We start from the raw sequence: 19,026 nt of genomic DNA, 5'->3' as shown, positions 1-19,026 counted from the left end.
TTCCTCACTTATGAATTTATCCTCATCCTGCTTTTCCCTTAAAAGAGAGCAGGACGAGGCCAAATTAGCTTATTCCCAGAAATCACGGGCCGGGTCGAGCACCGGGCGGATAATGCCCGTGCGGACAGTAAAGTCACCAAAACCTTCCCCTGATTCACGCTCTTTTGCCCAGCGCCCCACTAGCTCATCCAGTGATGCGATAATTTCCGGCTCAGTGATGTTCTCTTTAAACATGCGCGGGATACGCGTTCCTATGCGGTTGCCGCCCAGGTGCAGGTTATAACGGCCCGGGGCTTTGCCCACCAGACCAACCTCCGCCAGCATGGCGCGACCACAGCCGTTGGGACAGCCCGTCACGCGGGTCACAATATGCTCATCCGCCACGCCGTGCTTCGCCATCACCTCTTCCACTTTATCGACGAAGGAGGGCAGGAAACGCTCCGCTTCGGCCATCGCTAACGGGCAGGTCGGGAAAGAGACGCAGGCCATTGAGTTTTCACGCTGCGGCGTGACGGCGTCCATCAGGCCGCTCTGCCGGGCGATTTTCTCAATGTCTGCCTTCTGGCTTTCCGGCACGCCCGCGATGATCAGATTCTGATTCGCGGTAATACGGAATTCGCCTTTATGGATCTTCGCGATCTCAAGCAGCCCCGTTTTTAGCGGCCGGCCGGGGTAATCCAGAATGCGTCCGTTTTCAATAAACAGCGTCAGATGCCATTTATTGTCGATCCCTTTCACCCAGCCAATGCGATCGCCTCGCCCGGTAAATTCATAAGCGCGGATCGGCTCAAACTTAATGCCCGCGCGGCGTTCCACTTCCGCTTTGAACGTCTCAACCCCGACGCGCTCAAGGGTATATTTGGTCTTGGCATTTTTACGATCGGTACGGTTACCCCAGTCACGCTGGGTGGTCACAACAGCTTCTGCAACGGCCAGCGTATGTTCAACCGGAATATAACCAAACTCACTCGCGGTACGGGCATAGGTTTTTTTATTACCGTGTTCAATGGAAAGCCCACCACCTACCAGCAGGTTAAAGCCCACCAGCTTGCCGTTTTCGGCGATCGCCACAAAGTTCATGTCGTTGGCGTGCAGATCGATATCGTTCTGCGGCGGGATCACCACGGTCGTCTTGAATTTACGCGGCAGATAGGTCTGACCGAGGATCGGCTCTTCGTCAGTAGTGGCGACTTTTTCCTGATCGAGCCAGATCTCTGCATAGGCGCGGGTGCGCGGCAAAAGATGCTCGGAGATCTTCTTCGCCCATTCGTAGGCTTCAGCGTGCAGCTCAGACTCGTACGGGTTAGAGGTGCAGAGCACGTTACGGTTCATGTCATTGGCGGTAGCCAGCGCGTCCAGCCCCACCGAGTGCAGCATCTGGTGCACCGGCTTGACGTTCTTCTTCAGAATGCCGTGGAACTGGAAAGTCTGACGGTTAGTCAGACGAATACTGCCGTAAATAGTGTTTTCTGCAGCAAACTTATCAATCGCCTGCCACTGATGGGTGGTGATCACCCCGCCCGGCAGGCGGCAGCGCAGCAGCATCGCGTGGCGCGGCTCCAGTTTCTGGGCCGCTCGCTCGGCGCGAATATCACGGTCGTCCTGCTGGTACATACCGTGAAAACGGATGAGCAGGAAGTTGTCGCCTTTGAAGCCGCCGGTCAGACCGTCATTCAAATCTTCCGCAATAGTACCGCGCAGATAATTACTCTCGATCTTCATGCGCTCGGCGTCTGCCAGCTTACCTTCGACCACTAAAGGTCCTGGATGTTTTTCGCTCATTAGTAGACATCTCGCTGATAACGGCGCTCAACGCGCAGCTCACTTAAATATTCGTCTGCTGCTTCAGCGTCCATCGCGCCAAATTCAGCAATCACGTCCAGTAAAGCCTGCTCAACGTCTTTCGCCATGCGATTGGCGTCGCCACAGACATAAATATGGGCACCGTCATTAATCCAGCGCCACAGTTCCGCGCCCTGCTGGCGCAGTTTGTCTTGTACGTATATTTTTTCTTTCTGGTCACGGGACCAGGCCAGATCGATACGGTTCAGCACGCCCTCTTTGACATAGCGCTGCCACTCGACCTGGTAGAGGAAATCTTCGGTGAAGTGCGGGTTGCCGAAGAACAACCAGTTTTTCCCCTCAGCCCCCTCTGCCGCACGTTGTTGCATAAAGGCGCGGAACGGCGCAATACCGGTGCCTGGCCCAATCATAATTACCGGGGTTTGTGGGTTGGCAGGCAGACGGAAGTTGTCGTTATGTTCGATGAACACCCGAACTTCGCCCTCTTCTTCCACGCGGTCAGCAAGGAAACTGGAGGCTCCACCCGCGCGAGCGCGGCCTTCCACGTCGTAGCGCACGACGCCCAGCGTCACATGCACTTCCGTTTCCACTTCCGCCTGGGATGAGGCAATAGAGTACAGACGCGGGGTGAGCGGACGCAGCAGGCCGGTCAGGGCCTCAGCATCAAGTTGCGCCGGGGAGAAGCGCACCATATCCACAATCGGCGTGGTAGCCGCATAATGTTGTAACTGAGCCTTATCGCCCACCAGCGGCAGCAGAGATTCACTGCGGGTCAGGGTAGCGTAGTTCTCTACGATATTGGCAGTGTTCACCGTCAGTTCGAAATGCCATTGCAACGCTTCCGCCAGCGGCAGCGTTTTGCCGTCGACCGTGACCTGCTCATCCCCTTTCAGCCAAAGCAGTTCTACAAGCTCTTTGACCAGCGCCGGATCGTTCTCGTACCACACGCCCAATGCATCACCTGGCTGGTAACGCAGGCCGGAATCGCCCAGATCGATTTCAAGGTGGCGAACATCTTTTTCTGAGTTACGCCCGGTAATTTTTTGATTAACAGAGAGCGTCGCCGTCAGCGGTTCTTCTTTTGTATATGGGCTGGTGAAGACCTCGTTTACCACACCGCTTGCTGTTACCGCAGCCTGGGCTGGGGTCTCTTCAGGCACACGCGCTTTCAATACCTCGACGATGCGGGCACGCCACTCTGCCGCGGCGGCCTGGTATTCAACGTCAGCATCAACGCGATCGAGCAGACGTTCAGCCCCGAGCTCAGCCAGCTTATTGTCAAAATCTTTGCCCACCTGGCAGAAGAATTCATAGGAGGTATCACCCAGACCAAAGACGGCAAAGGCCGCGCCATTCAGCTTCGGCGCTTTTTTCGAGAACAGGAACTTATGTAATGCGACAGCTTCTTCCGGTGCGTCGCCCTCACCCTGCGTCGAGGCCACCACCACCAGTAATTTTTCGTTGGCGATTTGTTTGAATTTATAGTCGCCCGCGCTTACCAGATTTACGTTGAGTTTTGCCGCGAGCAGATCATCGCGCAGCGCTTCTGCCACACGGCGCGCATTGCCTGTCTGAGAGGCTGAAATCACGGTAATAGTGGGTGTTTCAACAGCAGAGGCCGGTGCTGTCGCGCCAGCGCTGGCACCTGGCTGCTGGTTGAGTACGCCCCAGAAATAGCCAGAAACCCAGGCAAGCTGGGTGGGGGTGAGGTCGGTAGTGGCCGCCGTCAGGCGTGCCAGTTGCTCCGGGTTCAGCGGAAGCAAAGCGGAAGGTGGGACCTGAGTCGTCATGCGTCGTTATGTTCCAGTAAGCAAAGCTGTTTCCACGCCCTGTCAGCGCGATAAAAACAGAAGAGAAAGTAAGGTTAACGGCGGGGATAATAACAATTAAAGAAAGGTTGGAAATATCAAATAACCAAAAGAACTAACCTGTTTTAGTTATAGTTTTTAACAGTAAAACAGATTAAACAAGTGGTTGATATGTAAATAAAAGATCAAAGCAAACCACGGGTATAGCCGCTACAAACACTTTTAGCGGTTTTAGTTAATGCTAAAAAAGGTTATTCGGGCTACCATGCGGCGGTTTTTTTTCAGTCAGAGAGTAAATTATGTCTACCACCTTATTTAAAGATTTCATGTTTGAAGCCGCCCATCATTTGCCTCATGTCCCCGCCGGGCATAAGTGCGGTCGTCTTCATGGCCACTCGTTTATGGTGCGCCTGGAAATCACGGGCGAGGTGGATCCCCATACCGGCTGGATCATGGATTTTGCCGAGCTGAAAGCGGCCTTCAGGCCGACGTACGATCGCCTCGATCACTTTTACCTTAATGAGATTCCCGGCCTTGAAAATCCAACCAGCGAAGTGCTGGCAAAATGGATCTGGGATCAGGTTAAACCTGTCGTGCCGTTGCTGAGCGCCGTAACGATTAAAGAGACCTGTACGGCAGGTTGCATATATCGCGGAGAGTAGCCTTTCGGCTACGCCCTCCTCTTCTGCCTGGGCTGGGGCCCCCATACTTTTGTGAAGGTTCATCCCCGCTGGCGCGGGGAACACTTATCGAGCAACCAGCCATACTCGCCCCCCTGCGGTTTATCCCCGCTCGCGCGGGGAACACCCTAATCGCAACCTGTTGAATGATAAAAAGATTTATCAAGCGCAAAAATCTACCGATTTTTTGACACGTGTGAACAAAACTAACGTATTGATTATTATTGAAAATAAAAAACCATCCAGGCCCAAATCTTATTTCACCGACCATCGTACAAAAGCTAACAGAAGAGAAATAAAAAAGCGCCTTGCTATAACACAAGACGCTTTTTTAAGAGGTGTCGCACCAGACGCGAAAAATCAGGCGATATTGAGGTACTTGTGCGTCTGCATCGATAGCCGCCAGTTGCGAGCGATACAGGTTTCAATGCACAGACGTGTTGCATCCTCTTTCTGGCTGATAGGCTGCAAGGCAATCACCCGGTGTTTATCGTCTTTCAGTTGGGTCAGCAATTCATCCAGCGCCTCAATATCTCGCATACGCCCGACCGGGTGCTTAATTTCATCCGCGCGTTCCAGCGCCTGCTGGAGGATGTCATACCCGCCGCGCATATTCACTTTCGGCGACACGGTCACCCAGGTCGCATGCGAAGTACGTATCTCATGGGTGCCGCTGGTTTCAACCTGGCAGCTGAATCCGTGTTTTGTCAGAAGGTGGGTCAGGGGAATCAGATCATGAATGCAGGGTTCGCCGCCGGTAATCACCACATGGCGAGCCGTCCAGCCCTGACGCTCGATAATCGTCAGCAGGTCTTCGCTGGTTGCCGCGCCCCACTTATCGTTCTCTTTGGTTTTAGCCAGAATGCTGTAGAGGGAGATTTCCCGATCTTCAAGCTTATCCCAGGTGTGTTTGGTGTCGCACCAGGCGCAACCCACCGGGCATCCCTGTAAACGAATAAAAATGGCGGGGACGCCGGTAAAGTAACCCTCACCTTGCAGGGTCTGGAACATCTCATTAATCGGGTACTGCATAGTAAACTCTATTGATGGGGTGAATATAAATTATCGCAGATGTTGTGCATCAGGTCATGTGCGAGAGCTGCTTTCCTGCGCCCATAAAAAAACCCGCCGAAGCGGGTTTTATTTCTCAGGCAAGTCAGGCTTATGCCTGGCCTTTGATCTCTTTACGACCGTGGTACGGCGCTTGTTCACCCAGTGCTTCTTCGATACGAATCAGCTGGTTGTATTTAGCAACGCGGTCAGAACGGCTCATAGAACCAGTTTTGATCTGGCCTGCAGCGGTACCAACAGCAAGATCTGCGATGGTCGCGTCTTCAGTTTCGCCAGAACGGTGAGAGATAACAGCGGTGTAACCAGCATCTTTCGCCATTTTGATCGCAGCCAGAGTTTCGGTCAGAGAACCGATCTGGTTGAATTTGATCAGGATGGAGTTAACGATGCCTTTTTCGATACCTTCTTTCAGGATCTTGGTGTTGGTTACGAACAGATCGTCACCAACCAGCTGGATTTTGTCGCCCAGTACTTTGGTCTGGTAAGCGAAGCCAGCCCAGTCAGACTCGTCCAGGCCATCTTCGATGGAGACGATCGGGTACTGTTTGGTCAGATCTTCCAGGAAGTGAGTGAACTCTTCAGAGGTGAAGGCTTTGTTGCCTTCGCCAGCCAGAACATATTTACCATCTTTGTAGAATTCAGATGCTGCACAGTCCATCGCCAGTGTGATGTCAGTGCCAAGTTCGTAGCCAGCTGCTTTAACCGCTTCTGCGATTACAGCCAGTGCTTCAGCGTTGGAACCCAGGTTCGGCGCATAGCCACCTTCGTCACCCACTGCTGTGTTCATACCTTTGGATTTCAGAACTTTAGCCAGGTTATGGAACACTTCTGAACCCATACGTACGGCTTCTTTCAGGGATTTCGCGCCAACTGGCTGAATCATGAATTCCTGGATGTCGACGTTGTTGTCAGCGTGCTCACCACCGTTGATGATGTTCATCATCGGAACCGGCATAGAGTATTTGCCTGGCGTGCCGTTCAGTTCAGCGATGTGTGCGTACAGCGGCAGACCTTTGGACGCTGCAGCAGCTTTAGCCGCAGCCAGGGAAACGGCCAGAATGGCGTTTGCACCAAAGTTGGATTTGTTTTCAGTGCCATCGAGGTCGATCATGATCTTGTCGATGCCAGCCTGATCTTTTGCGTCTTTACCCAGGATAGCCTGAGCGATCGGACCATTGACCGCGCCAACAGCTTTCAGTACGCCTTTACCCAGGAAGCGAGATTTGTCGCCATCGCGCAGTTCCAGCGCTTCGCGGGAACCAGTAGAAGCACCTGACGGAGCGGCTGCCAGACCTACGAAACCACCTTCCAGGTGAACTTCAGCTTCAACAGTCGGGTTACCACGGGAGTCGATGATTTCACGACCGATGACTTTAACGATTTTGGACATTAGGATTTCCTCAGTACAAGTTAAACTAAAACTCCAGACAAACAATGCCCGCTCTTTCATTCTCCGCCCTACAACTGCGTTAGCCTGCTTGTTCACGCCGGTCACTTAGATTACTAAGCTCCCGGGGGTTCACTCACAGGCTGCCTTGTAGTAGAACGAATGCTAGTGGAGCGCCTTAAGAAGCATTGCCGTTCAAACTCTTACTTCGCCTGACGTTTCTGGAACTCACTGGCGGCTTTCACAAAACCAGCAAACAGTGGGTGCCCATCACGCGGCGTAGAAGTAAATTCCGGGTGGAACTGACAAGCGACAAACCACGGGTGGTTTGGCACTTCGATGATCTCGACCAACTGATCATCGCCGGAACGGCCTGCAACACGCAGACCCGCAGCTTCAATTTGTTTCAACAGCAGATTGTTGACTTCATAACGATGGCGATGACGTTCAACAATGGTAGGCGCGTCGTACAACCGACGGACCAGGCTGTCATCGCTGAGCTGGCATTGCTGCGCCCCAAGACGCATAGTGCCACCGAGATCGCTCTTCTCCGAACGTACTTCAATCTGGCCTTCTTCATCTCGCCATTCGGTAATGAGCGCCACAACCGGGTACTTACAGTCTGGCACAAATTCCGTTGAGTTGGCGTTATCCATGCCCGCAACGTGGCGAGCAAACTCGATGAGAGCCACCTGCATACCCAGGCAAATACCCAGATAAGGAATATTGTTTTCACGTGCATAGCGTGCGGTGGCGATCTTGCCCTCAACCCCACGGTAGCCGAAGCCGCCAGGGATCAGAATAGCATCCAGATCTTTCAGAATTTCTACACCACGGGTCTCAACATCCTGCGAATCAATCAGCTTGATGTTAACGGTCACGCGGTTTTTCAGGCCACCGTGTTTTAGTGCTTCAATTACGGACTTATAGGCGTCAGGCAGTTCAATGTACTTGCCGATCATACCAATAGTCACTTCCCCTGCCGGGTTCGCTTCTTCGTAAATCACCTGTTCCCATTCTGACAGGTTTGCTTCCGGACAGTTCAAGCTGAATCGTTTACAAATATAATCGTCCAGGCCCTGTGATTTCAACAGGCCCGGAATTTTATAAATGGAATCGACATCTTTCATTGAAATAACGGCTTTTTCAGGCACGTTACAGAACAATGCAATTTTCGCACGTTCATTGGCAGGCACCGCACGATCGGAGCGGCAAACCAGAATGTCTGGCTGAATACCGATAGAGAGCAGCTCTTTTACAGAGTGCTGAGTCGGTTTGGTTTTAACTTCACCCGCTGCGGCCATGTACGGCACCAGGGTCAGATGCATGAACAGCGCGTGCTCACGACCAATGTCGACCGCCAGCTGGCGAATGGCTTCAAGGAACGGCAGAGATTCGATATCACCGACGGTACCGCCAATCTCGACCAGCACGACGTCGTGACCTTCGCCACCCGCAATGATGCGCTCTTTAATGGCGTTAGTAATATGCGGAATGACCTGAACGGTCGCGCCAAGATAGTCGCCACGGCGCTCTTTGCGCAATACATCAGAATAGATACGACCTGTCGTGAAGTTGTTACGACGCGTCATCTTGGTACGGATAAAACGCTCATAGTGACCCAGGTCCAGATCGGTTTCAGCGCCGTCTTCAGTAACGAACACTTCCCCGTGTTGGATTGGGCTCATGGTACCTGGATCGACGTTGATATACGGATCCAGTTTCATCATGGTCACATTGAGGCCACGGGCTTCAAGAATGGCTGCGAGGGAGGCTGCGGCAATGCCTTTACCCAGAGAGGATACGACCCCGCCGGTCACAAAAATATAGTTCGTTGTCATGCTGAACCTGAGAAGTTAGGGTGAAACGATGGAATAACCAGGACGGGAAAGTAGTATACCCGAACACGACGAGCGCCACAAACTTTCATTCTCCGTCTCCTGTCTCAGCCAAAACTCGCAATGGGAGTGAGAAAATAGCCACTTTCGGCTAAATGTTTTTGACGCAAATCAAGCGCTTGTTATTTAAAAAATCACACAAATAGCGCTTGATCGCAGAAACTCGTTAGAGATCAGTTTCCTGGCGTTTTACTTCCTGCCAGACTTCTTCCATCGTTTCGAGATCAACCCCGGTCATTTCCAGACCACGTGCGGTCACGATTCTTTCCACTTCGCGGAAACGGCGCTCAAATTTCAGGTTGGCTTTTTGTAAGGCGACTTCGGCTTTTACCCCCAGGTGACGGGAAAGATTGACGGTTGCAAACAGTAAATCGCCCATCTCCTCTTCCAGTTTTTTCTCATCCACGACGGCCTGTTTTGCCTCATCCATCACTTCATCAATCTCTTCATAAACTTTATCCAGCACCGGCCCAAGCGTCGTCCAGTCAAAACCCACCGTAGAACAGCGTTTCTGGATTTTATGGGCACGCATTAACGCTGGCAGGCTATGAGGGATATCGTCCAGCGCTGAATGCTGAGATTTTTCGGCGCGTTCCGCTGATTTGATCGCTTCCCAGCGCGCCAGCACCTCGGTGCTGTTCCCGGCATGGGCGTTACCAAAAATATGCGGATGACGACGTTCCAGCTTGTCGCTTATCGCGGCACAGACATCATCAAAGTTAAACAGCGTCTTCTCCTGAGCCATCTGTGCATAGAACACGACCTGGAAGAGCAAATCACCCAGCTCACCACGCAGATCGTCAAAGTCTTCACGGGCGATAGCGTCCAGCACTTCGTAGGTCTCTTCGAGGGTGTAAGGCGCGATGGTGGCAAACGTCTGTTCTTTGTCCCACGGGCAGCCGTTTTCCGGGTCACGCAGACGCGCCATGATGCCGAGCAGGCGATCGATTTGGGTTTTATTGTTGGTAACAGTCATACAGCCTCTTCTCATTTCAACGTTCACTCATGATAACCTGTCAGCGGACAGCTTCCACCTCCATCCTATATTCGCCGAAGCAATAGCGCATTCAGGACTGCGAAAAGAATGGCGCCCAACTTGATCGTATCGTAATCAGCTATATCGTATGTTCTCAGTATCGCGTACCCATAACCGCGATAACACACCACGTCGTAGTACCCGATAATAATATGAATCGCACCGAAAAAATTTATTATTACAACAAATAAAAAACGAGATAGTCTATTTGAATAAACACAACTATGCAGACGATAGCACCCGATAAAAAAAACGATCCCAGCCAAATAATAAAGTACAACCGGAAGCCATGGTTTTGATAAGAAGATAACATCCTGCTCCATACTTAGTGCCTCAGGTCGTTTTCATTAAAAGCAGGCATCAATGATAAAACTGTCACTTCATCGCTACTGCTTGCAAGCATAAAGCCAAAGGCAATAACACCTGACTTCCGCTATAACCCCTCTTGTCCGATACACATTAATACGCATCGCAGAGGGGGCTGGGGTATTCTCAGAGACCACAAGATAGAAAGTTAAAACACCCTGCTGTTTAAACGTCATTCATAAATGACGTATTATCTCGATGAATGTTTTTTTCATCGCTTTTCTTACGAGCCGTAATGGACAATGAGTGCCAACGCTATTTATTAAAATTTAAATGTTTCAGAAATGAATATCGAGGATAGTTTAACGTTCAGAAGTGCAAAAGGGGACTACCGGATGGTAATTCAGAAATCAGCCCGCTATTAAGAAGAGGCCATTGAACAACGTTCAATGGCCTTACGCTTTTATCAACCACCATGCAGTCGACGGGCGTCAATCACATCCGGCACCTGGTTCAGTTTACTGAGCACGCGGCCCAGTACCTGCAGGTTGTAGATTTCGATATTCATATCGATGGTGGCGAGCTGCTGTCTGGTGTCACTGCGGCTGGCAACGCCCAGCACATTTACCTTCTCGTTGGCGAGAATGGTGGTGATATCACGAAGCAGGCCGCTACGATCATTGGCGGTGACACGTACCACCAGTGAGTAGCCCGCAGAGTAACTCTCCCCCCAGACAGCATCCACCAGACGCTCTGGCGCATGGGCTCGCAGTTCATGGAGTTGATCGCAATCGGCGCGATGGATAGAAATGCCTCTGCCCTGGGTGATAAAGCCCACAATTTCATCGCCCGGAATCGGCTGGCAGCAGCGCGCAATGTGGTGCATCAGATTACCGACACCCTCAACCACCACACGGCCATTATCTTTGCTGCGTGTTTGCGGGGCGTAGGTTTTCTGCTGCAACTGCTTCAACGCCGCCGCATCCTGTTCTGCCGCGCTCGGTTTATTGAACTGCGCCTGCAGGAAGTTGACCATCTGGTTGAGACGAATATCGCCGCCGCCAATGGCCGCCAGCAGCTCTTCCAGATCGTTAAAGTTGTAACGCGGGAGGAGCTGTTTTTCCGCCTCTTTCAGGCTGATACCAAGATGGGCCAGTTCATCATCAAGGATTTGGCGACCGGCAAGAATGTTTTTATCCCTGTCCTGTTTACGGAACCAGTTATGGATTTTCGAGCGCCCACGGCTGGTAGTCACGTAGCCAAGGTTAGGGTTCAGCCAGTCACGACTTGGGTTAGGCTGTTTCTGGGTAATGATTTCAATCTGATCGCCCATCTGCAGCTGGTAGGTAAAGGGAACAATACGCCCACCAATTTTGGCACCGATACAGCGGTGCCCGACATCGCTATGGATATGATAAGCAAAGTCCAGCGGTGTGGAGCCTGCGGGCAGGTCAACCACATCCCCTTTCGGCGTAAACACATAGACCCGGTCGTCAAACACCTGGCTGCGCACTTCGTCGAGCATTTCGCCGGAGTCCGCCATCTCTTCCTGCCAGGCTATCAGCTTACGCAGCCAGGCAATACGATCTTCGTGGCTGGAGCGTGGTCCCGGTGTTGCCGTCCCTTCTTTGTACTTCCAGTGCGCGGCAACGCCAAGCTCGGCGTCCTCGTGCATCTGTTTGGTACGAATCTGAATCTCTACAGTTTTGCCGCCCGGCCCCAGCACCACGGTATGGATCGACTGGTAACCATTCGGTTTTGGGTTCGCCACATAATCATCGAACTCATCCGGCAAATGGCGGAAGTGGGTGTGCACAATACCCAATGCCGCATAGCAGTCCTGCAGACGCTCGGCCACGATACGTACGGCGCGGACGTCAAACAGCTCGTCAAAAGCGAGATGCTTCTTCTGCATTTTGCGCCAGATGCTGTAGATGTGCTTTGGACGACCATAAACCTCTGCCTTAACGCCTTCGTTTTTAATTTCAGAGCGTAAGTGACCCACGAATTCGTCGATGTAATGCTCGCGGTCGATGCGGCGTTCATGCAGCAGTTTGGCGATGCGCTTGTATTCCGCAGGGTGCAGGTAGCGGAAGCAGTAATCTTCCAGCTCCCATTTGAGCTGGCCAATCCCGAGACGGTTCGCCAATGGCGCGTAGATATTCGTACACTCTTTTGCAGCCAGCACGCGCTCGTCTTCTGGCGCATCTTTGACTTCGCGTAGATGGGCAACGCGCTCTGCAAGTTTAATCACCACACAACGGAAATCGTCCACCATCGCCAGCAGCATTCGGCGCACGTTATCGACCTGTTCAGAGGAGACTGAGTCGTTATGGGTGGCTTTAAGTTGACGGATGGCTGCCATATCCCGCACGCCGTGGATGAGCTCCACGATGGCACTGCCTACACTTTCCCGCAGTACATCTTCACTGACAACATCAGCATCTGCCAGCGGGAAAAGCATTGCCGCCCGCAGGGTGTCGATGTCCATACTGAGCATGGAGAGAATTTCCACCATTTCGACGCCACGCCACAGTAGCAACTCGGCATCGGGGTGTCCCTGTGTTTGTCGAAGACAATATTCCCAGGTTTCGGTTAAGCGTTCACACGACGGCTGACTGGAGATGCCCAGACTGGCGATCCATTTTTTAGGATCGAATTCACCCGCTTTATTCAAATGCGCACTTCTTACCGCAACCATTGTCCTCTCCTTTAAGGGACCGGGCCTGCCGAAGTCAGCAAGCCGAAATTAATCACTTATGCTCGAATAAAACCATCGATTCCAGATGACCAGTGTGCGGGAACATATCCAGCATCGCCAGCCGCTGAATCTGGTAACCCGCATTTAATAGCGCTTGACTGTCACGGGCAAGCGTTGCCGGATTACAGGAAACATATACCACTTTTTTTGGTGCCAGTTTTACCACGTACTGCATGACGCCAGCCGCACCCGCGCGCGCCGGATCCAACAGTATTTTATCAAACCCCTGCCGCGCCCACGGTTGCTGAGTGACATCTTCTTCAAGATTTTCATGAAAAAATGTCACATTGTGCAACGCATTTTGCCGCACGTTCTCCTGGCCCTTCTCAACCAGCTCCGCCACCCCTTCCACACCCACCACGCTCGCCGCATGGGTTGCCAGTGGCAGGGTGAAGTTGCCCATTCCGCAAAAAAGATCCAGTACGCGCTCGTCCGGTTGCACGTCAAGCCATGCCAGCGCGGCAGCCACCATTTTCTGATTGACGCCATCGTTGACCTGAATGAAGTCGCGTGGACTGAACGTTAAGCGTAGCCCGTCAGAGCAATACCAGGGAGCCTCACCGCTAATCCTTTCCAGTATCTCGCTTTCCGGGGCGAGATACAGCATCACGCCCTCGGAATGCGAAAAGCGTTCCAGTTTTTGCCTGTCAGCGGCAGAGAGGGGGGCGGTATGGCGCAAAATCATCATCGGGCCGTTATCTGCCAGCACCAGTTCGACATGCCCTAAGTGGCGTGCCCCCTGCAGGGTATCCAGGCAATTGCGCAGTGGCACCAGTAATGCTTCAAGACGGGGCACCAGTACCGGGCAGTGCGACACGTTAACGATGGTTTTGCCATTGGCCTGGCGAAAGCCCATCTCAAGGCGCTGTGATTTCGGCTGCCAGCTAAGGCTCAAGCGCGCTCGCCGGCGATATCCCCACGGGGAGGCGGCGATGACCTCATCAACGTCACGTTTCATCATCCTGGCGAGCGCCGCAGCTTTACTCTTTTGCTGTAGCGCCACACTGGCGTGCTGCTGCTGGCACCCGCCGCACACGCCGAAATGCGGGCAGCGGGGCACAAGTCGTTCAGGACTGTCATTGTGGCGACGCTTAACTTCACCACGGGCAAACTGCCGCTTATCCTCGACGAGAACAACGTCTGCGGTCTCCTGAGGCAATAATCCCGGCACAAACAACGCTTTTCCATTATGCCGCGCAACCCCCTGTCCAAAGGGATCGAGGTCGTTTACTGTTATGGTTACTTTCTGACTTGTCGTCACACGTCGTTTTGCAGAGTAGAATTGCGCCATTGCCGAGAATTTTCTCAATTACAGATAATGGCGACATTCTCCCATAACGGAACCCCATGACCAACTACAGCCTGCGTGCGCGCATGATGATTCTGATACTCGCCCCCACGGTGCTCATCGGTGTGCTGTTGAGTATTTTCTTCGTCGTCCATCGCTACAACGACTTACAGCGTCAACTGGAAGATGCGGGCGCCAGTATCATTGAGCCCCTTGCGGTCTCCAGCGAATACAGCATGACGCTGCAGGACCGGGAGGCCATTGGTCAGTTGATTAGCGTACTGCACCGTCGTCACTCCGAAATTGTCCGTGCTATCTCCATCTATGATGATCAAAACCATCTGTTCGTGACCTCCAATTTTCAGCTTGACCCACGGGGAGTACGTCTGGCCGATGGTGCCCCCTTTCCCCGACGCCTGACCGTCACCCGAATCGGGGATCAGATGATCCTGCGCACCCCCATTGTTTCAGAGGGCTATTCCCCCGATGAGTCTGCCGTAACCGACGCGAAACCGGCGGGGAATATGCTGGGCTATGTGGCGCTGGAACTGGACCTTAAATCCGTTCGGTTACAGCAATATAAAGAAATTTTCATCTCCAGCTTGATGATTTTGTTCTGTATTAGCATCGCGCTGGTCTTTGGCTGGCGCTTAATGCGGGACGTCACCAGCCCGATTCGCAACATGGTAAATACGGTTGATCGCATCCGTCGCGGTCAACTGGACAGTCGGGTTGAAGGTTTTATGCTTGGCGAGCTCGACATGCTGAAAAACGGTATCAACTCAATGGCCATGTCGCTGGCGGCCTATCACGAAGAGATGCAACATAACATCGACCAGTCCACCTCCGATCTGCGCGAAACGCTGGAACAGATGGAGATCCAGAACGTCGAACTGGATCTGGCGAAAAAACGCGCCCAGGAGGCGGCGCGCATCAAATCCGAGTTCCTTGCCAATATGTCGCATGAACTGCGTACGCCGCTCAACGGGGTGATTGGCTTTACCCGACTGACGCTGAAATCTGAGCTAAACCCGACCCAGCGTGACCATATGCTGACCATCGAGCGTTCGGCTAACAACCTGCTGGCTATCATTAACGACGTGCTGGATTTCTCCAAGCTGGAAGCAGGAAAACTGATCCTCGAAAGTATCCCCTTCCCGTTACGCAGTACCCTGGATGAAGTGGTCACGCTGCTGGCGCATTCAGCGCATGACAAGGGGCTGGAGCTGACGCTCAATACCCGCAATGATGTGCCGGATAATGTCATCGGCGACCCTCTGCGCCTGCAGCAGGTCATCACCAATATCGTTGGCAATGCCATTAAATTTACCGAAAGCGGTAACATCGACATTCTGGTGGAAAAACGTGCCATCAGTAATAACAAGGTCCAGATCGAAGTCCAGATCCGTGACACCGGTATTGGCATACCAGAGCGCGATCAGTCGCGCCTTTTCCAGGCGTTTCGCCAGGCCGACGCCAGTATCTCTCGCCGCCACGGCGGCACCGGGCTGGGGCTGGTCATCACCCAACGCCTGGTTAATGAGATGGGCGGGGATATCTCTTTCCATAGTCAGCCGCATCGTGGCTCCACCTTCTGGTTCCATATCAACCTTGACCTTAATCCCAATGCCATTACCGAAGGGCCGGTTACCGGTTGTCTTAAAGGTAAGCGTCTGGCCTATATCGAACCCAATGCGGCTGCCGCGCAAAGTACGCTGGATGTACTGAGCACTACGCCGCTTGAAGTGATATACAGCCCGTCGTTCTCCGCTCTGCCACCGGACCACTACGACATCATGCTTATGTCAATTCCTGTTACCCTCCACGAGCCGCTCAGCATGCAGCATGAACGGCTGGCGAGGGCCAAAGCGATGACCGATTACCTGCTGCTGGCGCTGCCGTGCCACGCGCAAATCAATGCCGAAGAGCTCAAACAGGACGGTGCGGCAGCCTGCCTGCAAAAACCTCTCACCGCTACACGTCTGTTGCCTGCGTTAACCGAGTACTGCCGCTCAGCGCGGCCCACGCCGCCGGTGGATGAGAGCAAGCTGCCGATGACGGTAATGGCGGTGGATGATAATCCAGCCAACCTTAAACTTATCAGCGTACTGCTTGAAGATCAGGTGCAGCATGTTGAGGTCTGCAATAGTGGTGCTCAGGCGCTGGAGCGTGCCAGACAGATGCCGTTAGACCTTATCCTGATGGATATTCAGATGCCGGAGATGGATGGTATTCGCGCCTGTGAACTCATTCGCCAGCTGCCGCATCAGCATCAGACTCCGGTGATTGCGGTGACTGCCCATGCTATGGCAGGCCAGAAAGAGAAGCTGTTGAGCGCAGGAATGAACGATTATCTGGCGAAGCCTATTGAAGAGGACAAACTGCATACTCTGCTGCTGCGCTATAAACCGGATCCCGTCATCACTCCCGAGCCTGCGGCGGTAGCGGAACCCGTGGTCAATGAGGACGTGACGCTTGACTGGCAGCTTGCACTGCGTCAGGCGGCAGGGAAAACCGACCTCGCCCGTGAACTGTTGCAAATGCTGGTGGCGTTTCTTCCCGAAATCCGTAACCGGGTGGAAGAACAACTGGTGGGTGAAGCCCCTGAAGGTTTGATGGAGTCTATCCATAAACTGCACGGCAGCTGTAGCTACAGCGGTGTTCCGCGCCTTAAAAAACTGTGCAAACTGATAGAAAATCATTTGCGCAGTGGTGTCCCTGCAGAAGACCTGGAGCCGGAGTTTCTGGAGCTGCTCGATGAGATGGACAATGTAACTCGCGAGACGCGAAAACTGATGGGGTAACCGGTGAGAGCCTCTCCCGCAAGGCGGAGAGATGCCTGGTAATATTTGGTTTTACAGCGATAACAATGTGCATTGAGAATATAACCGTCAACGCGATGACAGGGTCCGGCTGAAAATCGACGACGCGTATCCGCAAGGCCGGGGCGCCGCGCAGGGATGCGCGGCGAGGGCGGCTTTACAGGGAGGTTTCCTCCGCCCGTCCCCGATAAGCCTGAAGGATTAAGCGAAGTGGACCGCGAAGCGGCGATTTTCGTGGCCGGGAGCCCGGGTCGCCAGGGTGGTGGCGGTGAACCACCCTGGCACGTTCACGGGTTCTGGAGCTACAGAGAAGCAAGGAACATAAGGTGAACGGAATGACCTTCAGAGTCGCATGTTCCCCTCACCCTGACCCTCTCCCCAAAGGGGAGAGGGAACTGTCCATGCTCGTATTCTTTATATGGAGATCACTCAACCTGCCGGGTGAAGGTAACCGATGAACAAACGTTACTTGCCTTGCCCGATTTTTAATACCGCCGCGATGTTACGGGCCGCCATGCGGACGTTCTCTCCCGCACTGGCCAGCGCATCATCCAGCGAACAAATTTTATATATCACGCTGAAGACCGCATCAATGCCGTGGTCGTGAACCACACCCACATCAGCCGTCAGACTTCCGGCGATACCAATAACCGGAATGTTGTAGCGTTTGGCGACCTTTGCTACGCCAACAGGCACTTTGCCATTGATAGTCTGGCTATCGATACGCCCTTCCCCGGTTATCACAAGGTCAGCATCCGCGACATGGGCATCAAGAGATAATGCCTCAGTGACTATCTCAATTCCCCGACGCAGTTCAGCACCACAAAAAGCGTACAGCGCTGCCCCCATTCCACCTGCCGCACCACCGCCCGCCAGGTTGAGTACATCCTGATCCAGGTCGCGGGCAATCAGCTTCGCATAATGGCCGAGCGCCTGATCAAGCCGGGCAATCATTTTCGGTGTCGCCCCTTTCTGGGGGCCAAAGATGGCTGACGCCCCCTCTTTCCCGGTCAGTGGGTTCGTCACATCACAGGCGACTTCAATGCGGCAGTCAGCCAGCCGTTTATCCAGCCCGCGCACATCAATGCTTACCAGCGTTTCCAGGGCGGCACCGCCAGGACCAATCTGCTGGCCCTGCTCATCAAGCAATTTTGCCCCCAGCGCCTGCACCATACCGGCGCCGCCGTCATTGGTGGCGCTGCCGCCAATGCCAATAATGATATGCTTTACGCCCGCATCCAGCGCGTGACGAATGAGCTCACCGGTTCCCCATGAGGTGGTGATCAACGGATCGCGATTGGCGGGAGGAACCAGTTCGAGGCCGCTGGCTGCAGCCATCTCAATAAAGGCACTGGTTTCATCACCAGACAAACCATAAAAACCATCAACCGGCTCACCTAAAGGGCCTTTTACCGCCACACTGACAATGCGTCCGCGGGTCGCGGCAACCATGGCTTCAACCGTCCCTTCGCCACCGTCCGCCACCGGCAATTTCACATAGTCTGCCGTGGGAAAAATTTCGCGAAACCCGCTTTCAATCGCGGTCGCCACTTCTAAGGCACTCAGACTTTCTTTATAAGAGTCTGGTGCGATAACAATCTTCATAAGCCATCCTTACGCATATTCACTGCCGCAAGCATATACCCGGAAGCCTAAGGAAACTGCCAGCCTCCGCAGAGACTGGCGATCCCATTAACGCACCATGCAGGGACGCTTGTTGTCGAACGTCCAGCCGGGGATCAGGTACTGCATCCCCATCGCATCGTCACGCGCGCCCAGACCGTGTTTCTGATACAGCTCGTGCGCCTTCATCACCTGGTCCATGTCCAGCTCCACGCCCAGACCCGGTGTGGACGGCACCTGCACCATCCCGCCTTTGATTTCAAACGGCTCTCTGGTCAGGCGCTGGTTGCCCTCCTGCCAGATCCAGTGCGTGTCAATCGCGGTGATTTTACCCGGTGCTGCGGCCGCCACGTGGGTGAACATCGCCAGTGAAATGTCGAAGTGGTTGTTGGAATGCGAGCCCCACGTCAGGCCAAACTCGTGGCACATCTGCGCCACGCGCACCGACCCCTGCATGGTCCAGAAGTGCGGGTCTGCCAGCGGAATGTCCACCGACTGCAGCGACAGCGTGTGACCCATCTGACGCCAGTCGGTGGCAATCAT

The 19,026-nt window shown here is 53.5% G+C and carries 12 protein-coding genes; 2 read left to right on the top strand and 10 right to left on the bottom strand.

Going from position 1 to position 19,026, the window contains the following annotated elements; all coding sequences use genetic code 11:
* Positions 1-69: 69 nt before the first annotated feature.
* Both cysI and cysJ read right to left on the bottom strand, forming a co-directional pair.
* The gene (gene cysI / locus KXR87_RS12490; RefSeq protein ID WP_437432569.1) at positions 70-1,782 is read right to left on the bottom strand and encodes an assimilatory sulfite reductase (NADPH) hemoprotein subunit; all 1,713 of its coding nucleotides are present in this window, start codon (positions 1,780-1,782) and stop codon (positions 70-72) included.
* A complete protein-coding gene (gene cysJ / locus KXR87_RS12485) occupies positions 1,782-3,593 on the bottom strand; it encodes an NADPH-dependent assimilatory sulfite reductase flavoprotein subunit (protein ID WP_437432568.1) in 1,812 nt (603 codons plus the stop codon). The genes cysI and cysJ overlap by 1 nt, the downstream gene beginning before the upstream one ends.
* Before the next feature lie 317 nt (positions 3,594-3,910).
* On the opposite strand from cysJ, the gene queD reads away from it, so the two are divergent.
* Entirely contained in the window at positions 3,911-4,273 is a 363-nt protein-coding gene (gene queD / locus KXR87_RS12480; protein ID WP_437432567.1) for a 6-carboxytetrahydropterin synthase QueD, read from the top strand.
* Positions 4,274-4,651: 378 nt separating this feature from the next.
* Here queD and queE read toward each other — a convergent pair whose 3' ends face one another.
* From queE to rlmD, 6 genes are all read right to left on the bottom strand, one after another.
* A complete protein-coding gene (gene queE / locus KXR87_RS12475; protein WP_437432566.1) occupies positions 4,652-5,323 on the bottom strand; it encodes a 7-carboxy-7-deazaguanine synthase QueE in 672 nt (223 codons plus the stop codon).
* 130 nt (positions 5,324-5,453) lie between these two features.
* Positions 5,454-6,752: a phosphopyruvate hydratase gene (gene eno / locus KXR87_RS12470; protein ID WP_437432565.1), complete on the bottom strand. Its 1,299-nt coding sequence runs from the start codon at positions 6,750-6,752 to the stop codon at positions 5,454-5,456.
* Between the two features lie 200 nt (positions 6,753-6,952).
* On the bottom strand, positions 6,953-8,590 hold the full coding sequence (gene pyrG, locus KXR87_RS12465; protein WP_437432564.1) for a glutamine hydrolyzing CTP synthase: 1,638 nt from the start codon (positions 8,588-8,590) through the stop codon (positions 6,953-6,955).
* 223 nt (positions 8,591-8,813) lie between these two features.
* Positions 8,814-9,623, bottom strand: a complete 810-nt coding sequence (gene mazG / locus KXR87_RS12460; protein ID WP_437432563.1) for a nucleoside triphosphate pyrophosphohydrolase — start codon at positions 9,621-9,623, stop codon at positions 8,814-8,816.
* An 832-nt stretch (positions 9,624-10,455) separates the two neighbouring features.
* Positions 10,456-12,690 (bottom strand): GTP diphosphokinase, encoded by a 2,235-nt coding sequence (gene relA / locus KXR87_RS12455; protein WP_437432562.1) that lies wholly within the window; start codon positions 12,688-12,690, stop codon positions 10,456-10,458.
* Between the two features lie 52 nt (positions 12,691-12,742).
* Positions 12,743-14,041, bottom strand: coding sequence for a 23S rRNA (uracil(1939)-C(5))-methyltransferase RlmD (gene rlmD, locus KXR87_RS12450; RefSeq protein ID WP_437432561.1), 1,299 nt, complete (start codon positions 14,039-14,041; stop codon positions 12,743-12,745).
* Positions 14,042-14,097: 56 nt separating this feature from the next.
* Between rlmD and barA the strand changes: the two genes are divergently transcribed.
* On the top strand, positions 14,098-16,842 hold the full coding sequence (gene barA, locus KXR87_RS12445; RefSeq protein ID WP_437432560.1) for a two-component sensor histidine kinase BarA: 2,745 nt from the start codon (positions 14,098-14,100) through the stop codon (positions 16,840-16,842).
* A 483-nt stretch (positions 16,843-17,325) separates the two neighbouring features.
* On the opposite strand, the gene KXR87_RS12440 is transcribed toward barA, so the two are convergent.
* The gene (locus KXR87_RS12440) at positions 17,326-18,465 is read right to left on the bottom strand and encodes a glycerate kinase (RefSeq protein WP_437432559.1); all 1,140 of its coding nucleotides are present in this window, start codon (positions 18,463-18,465) and stop codon (positions 17,326-17,328) included.
* Positions 18,466-18,552: 87 nt separating this feature from the next.
* The coding region (locus tag KXR87_RS12435; protein WP_437432558.1) for an enolase C-terminal domain-like protein at positions 18,553-19,026 on the bottom strand (474 nt) is incomplete at its 5' end.

It is taken from the genome of Yokenella regensburgei (assembly GCF_051486985.1).
Lineage (GTDB): Bacteria > Pseudomonadota > Gammaproteobacteria > Enterobacterales > Enterobacteriaceae > CBFFRJ01.
The sequence above is the reverse complement of the archived record's forward strand: the minus strand, read 5'-3'. Positions and strand labels throughout refer to the sequence as shown.

Coding starts and splice junctions, on each gene's coding strand:
- cysI (WP_437432569.1), bottom strand. CDS start 1,782: ATGAGCGAAAAACATCCAGGACCTTTAGTGGTCGAAGGTAAGCTGGCA.
- cysJ (WP_437432568.1), bottom strand. CDS start 3,593: ATGACGACTCAGGTCCCACCTTCCGCTTTGCTTCCGCTGAACCCGGAG.
- queD (WP_437432567.1), top strand. CDS start 3,911: ATGTCTACCACCTTATTTAAAGATTTCATGTTTGAAGCCGCCCATCAT.
- queE (WP_437432566.1), bottom strand. CDS start 5,323: ATGCAGTACCCGATTAATGAGATGTTCCAGACCCTGCAAGGTGAGGGT.
- eno (WP_437432565.1), bottom strand. CDS start 6,752: ATGTCCAAAATCGTTAAAGTCATCGGTCGTGAAATCATCGACTCCCGT.
- pyrG (WP_437432564.1), bottom strand. CDS start 8,590: ATGACAACGAACTATATTTTTGTGACCGGCGGGGTCGTATCCTCTCTG.
- mazG (WP_437432563.1), bottom strand. CDS start 9,623: ATGACTGTTACCAACAATAAAACCCAAATCGATCGCCTGCTCGGCATC.
- relA (WP_437432562.1), bottom strand. CDS start 12,690: ATGGTTGCGGTAAGAAGTGCGCATTTGAATAAAGCGGGTGAATTCGAT.
- rlmD (WP_437432561.1), bottom strand. CDS start 14,041: ATGGCGCAATTCTACTCTGCAAAACGACGTGTGACGACAAGTCAGAAA.
- barA (WP_437432560.1), top strand. CDS start 14,098: ATGACCAACTACAGCCTGCGTGCGCGCATGATGATTCTGATACTCGCC.
- KXR87_RS12440 (WP_437432559.1), bottom strand. CDS start 18,465: ATGAAGATTGTTATCGCACCAGACTCTTATAAAGAAAGTCTGAGTGCC.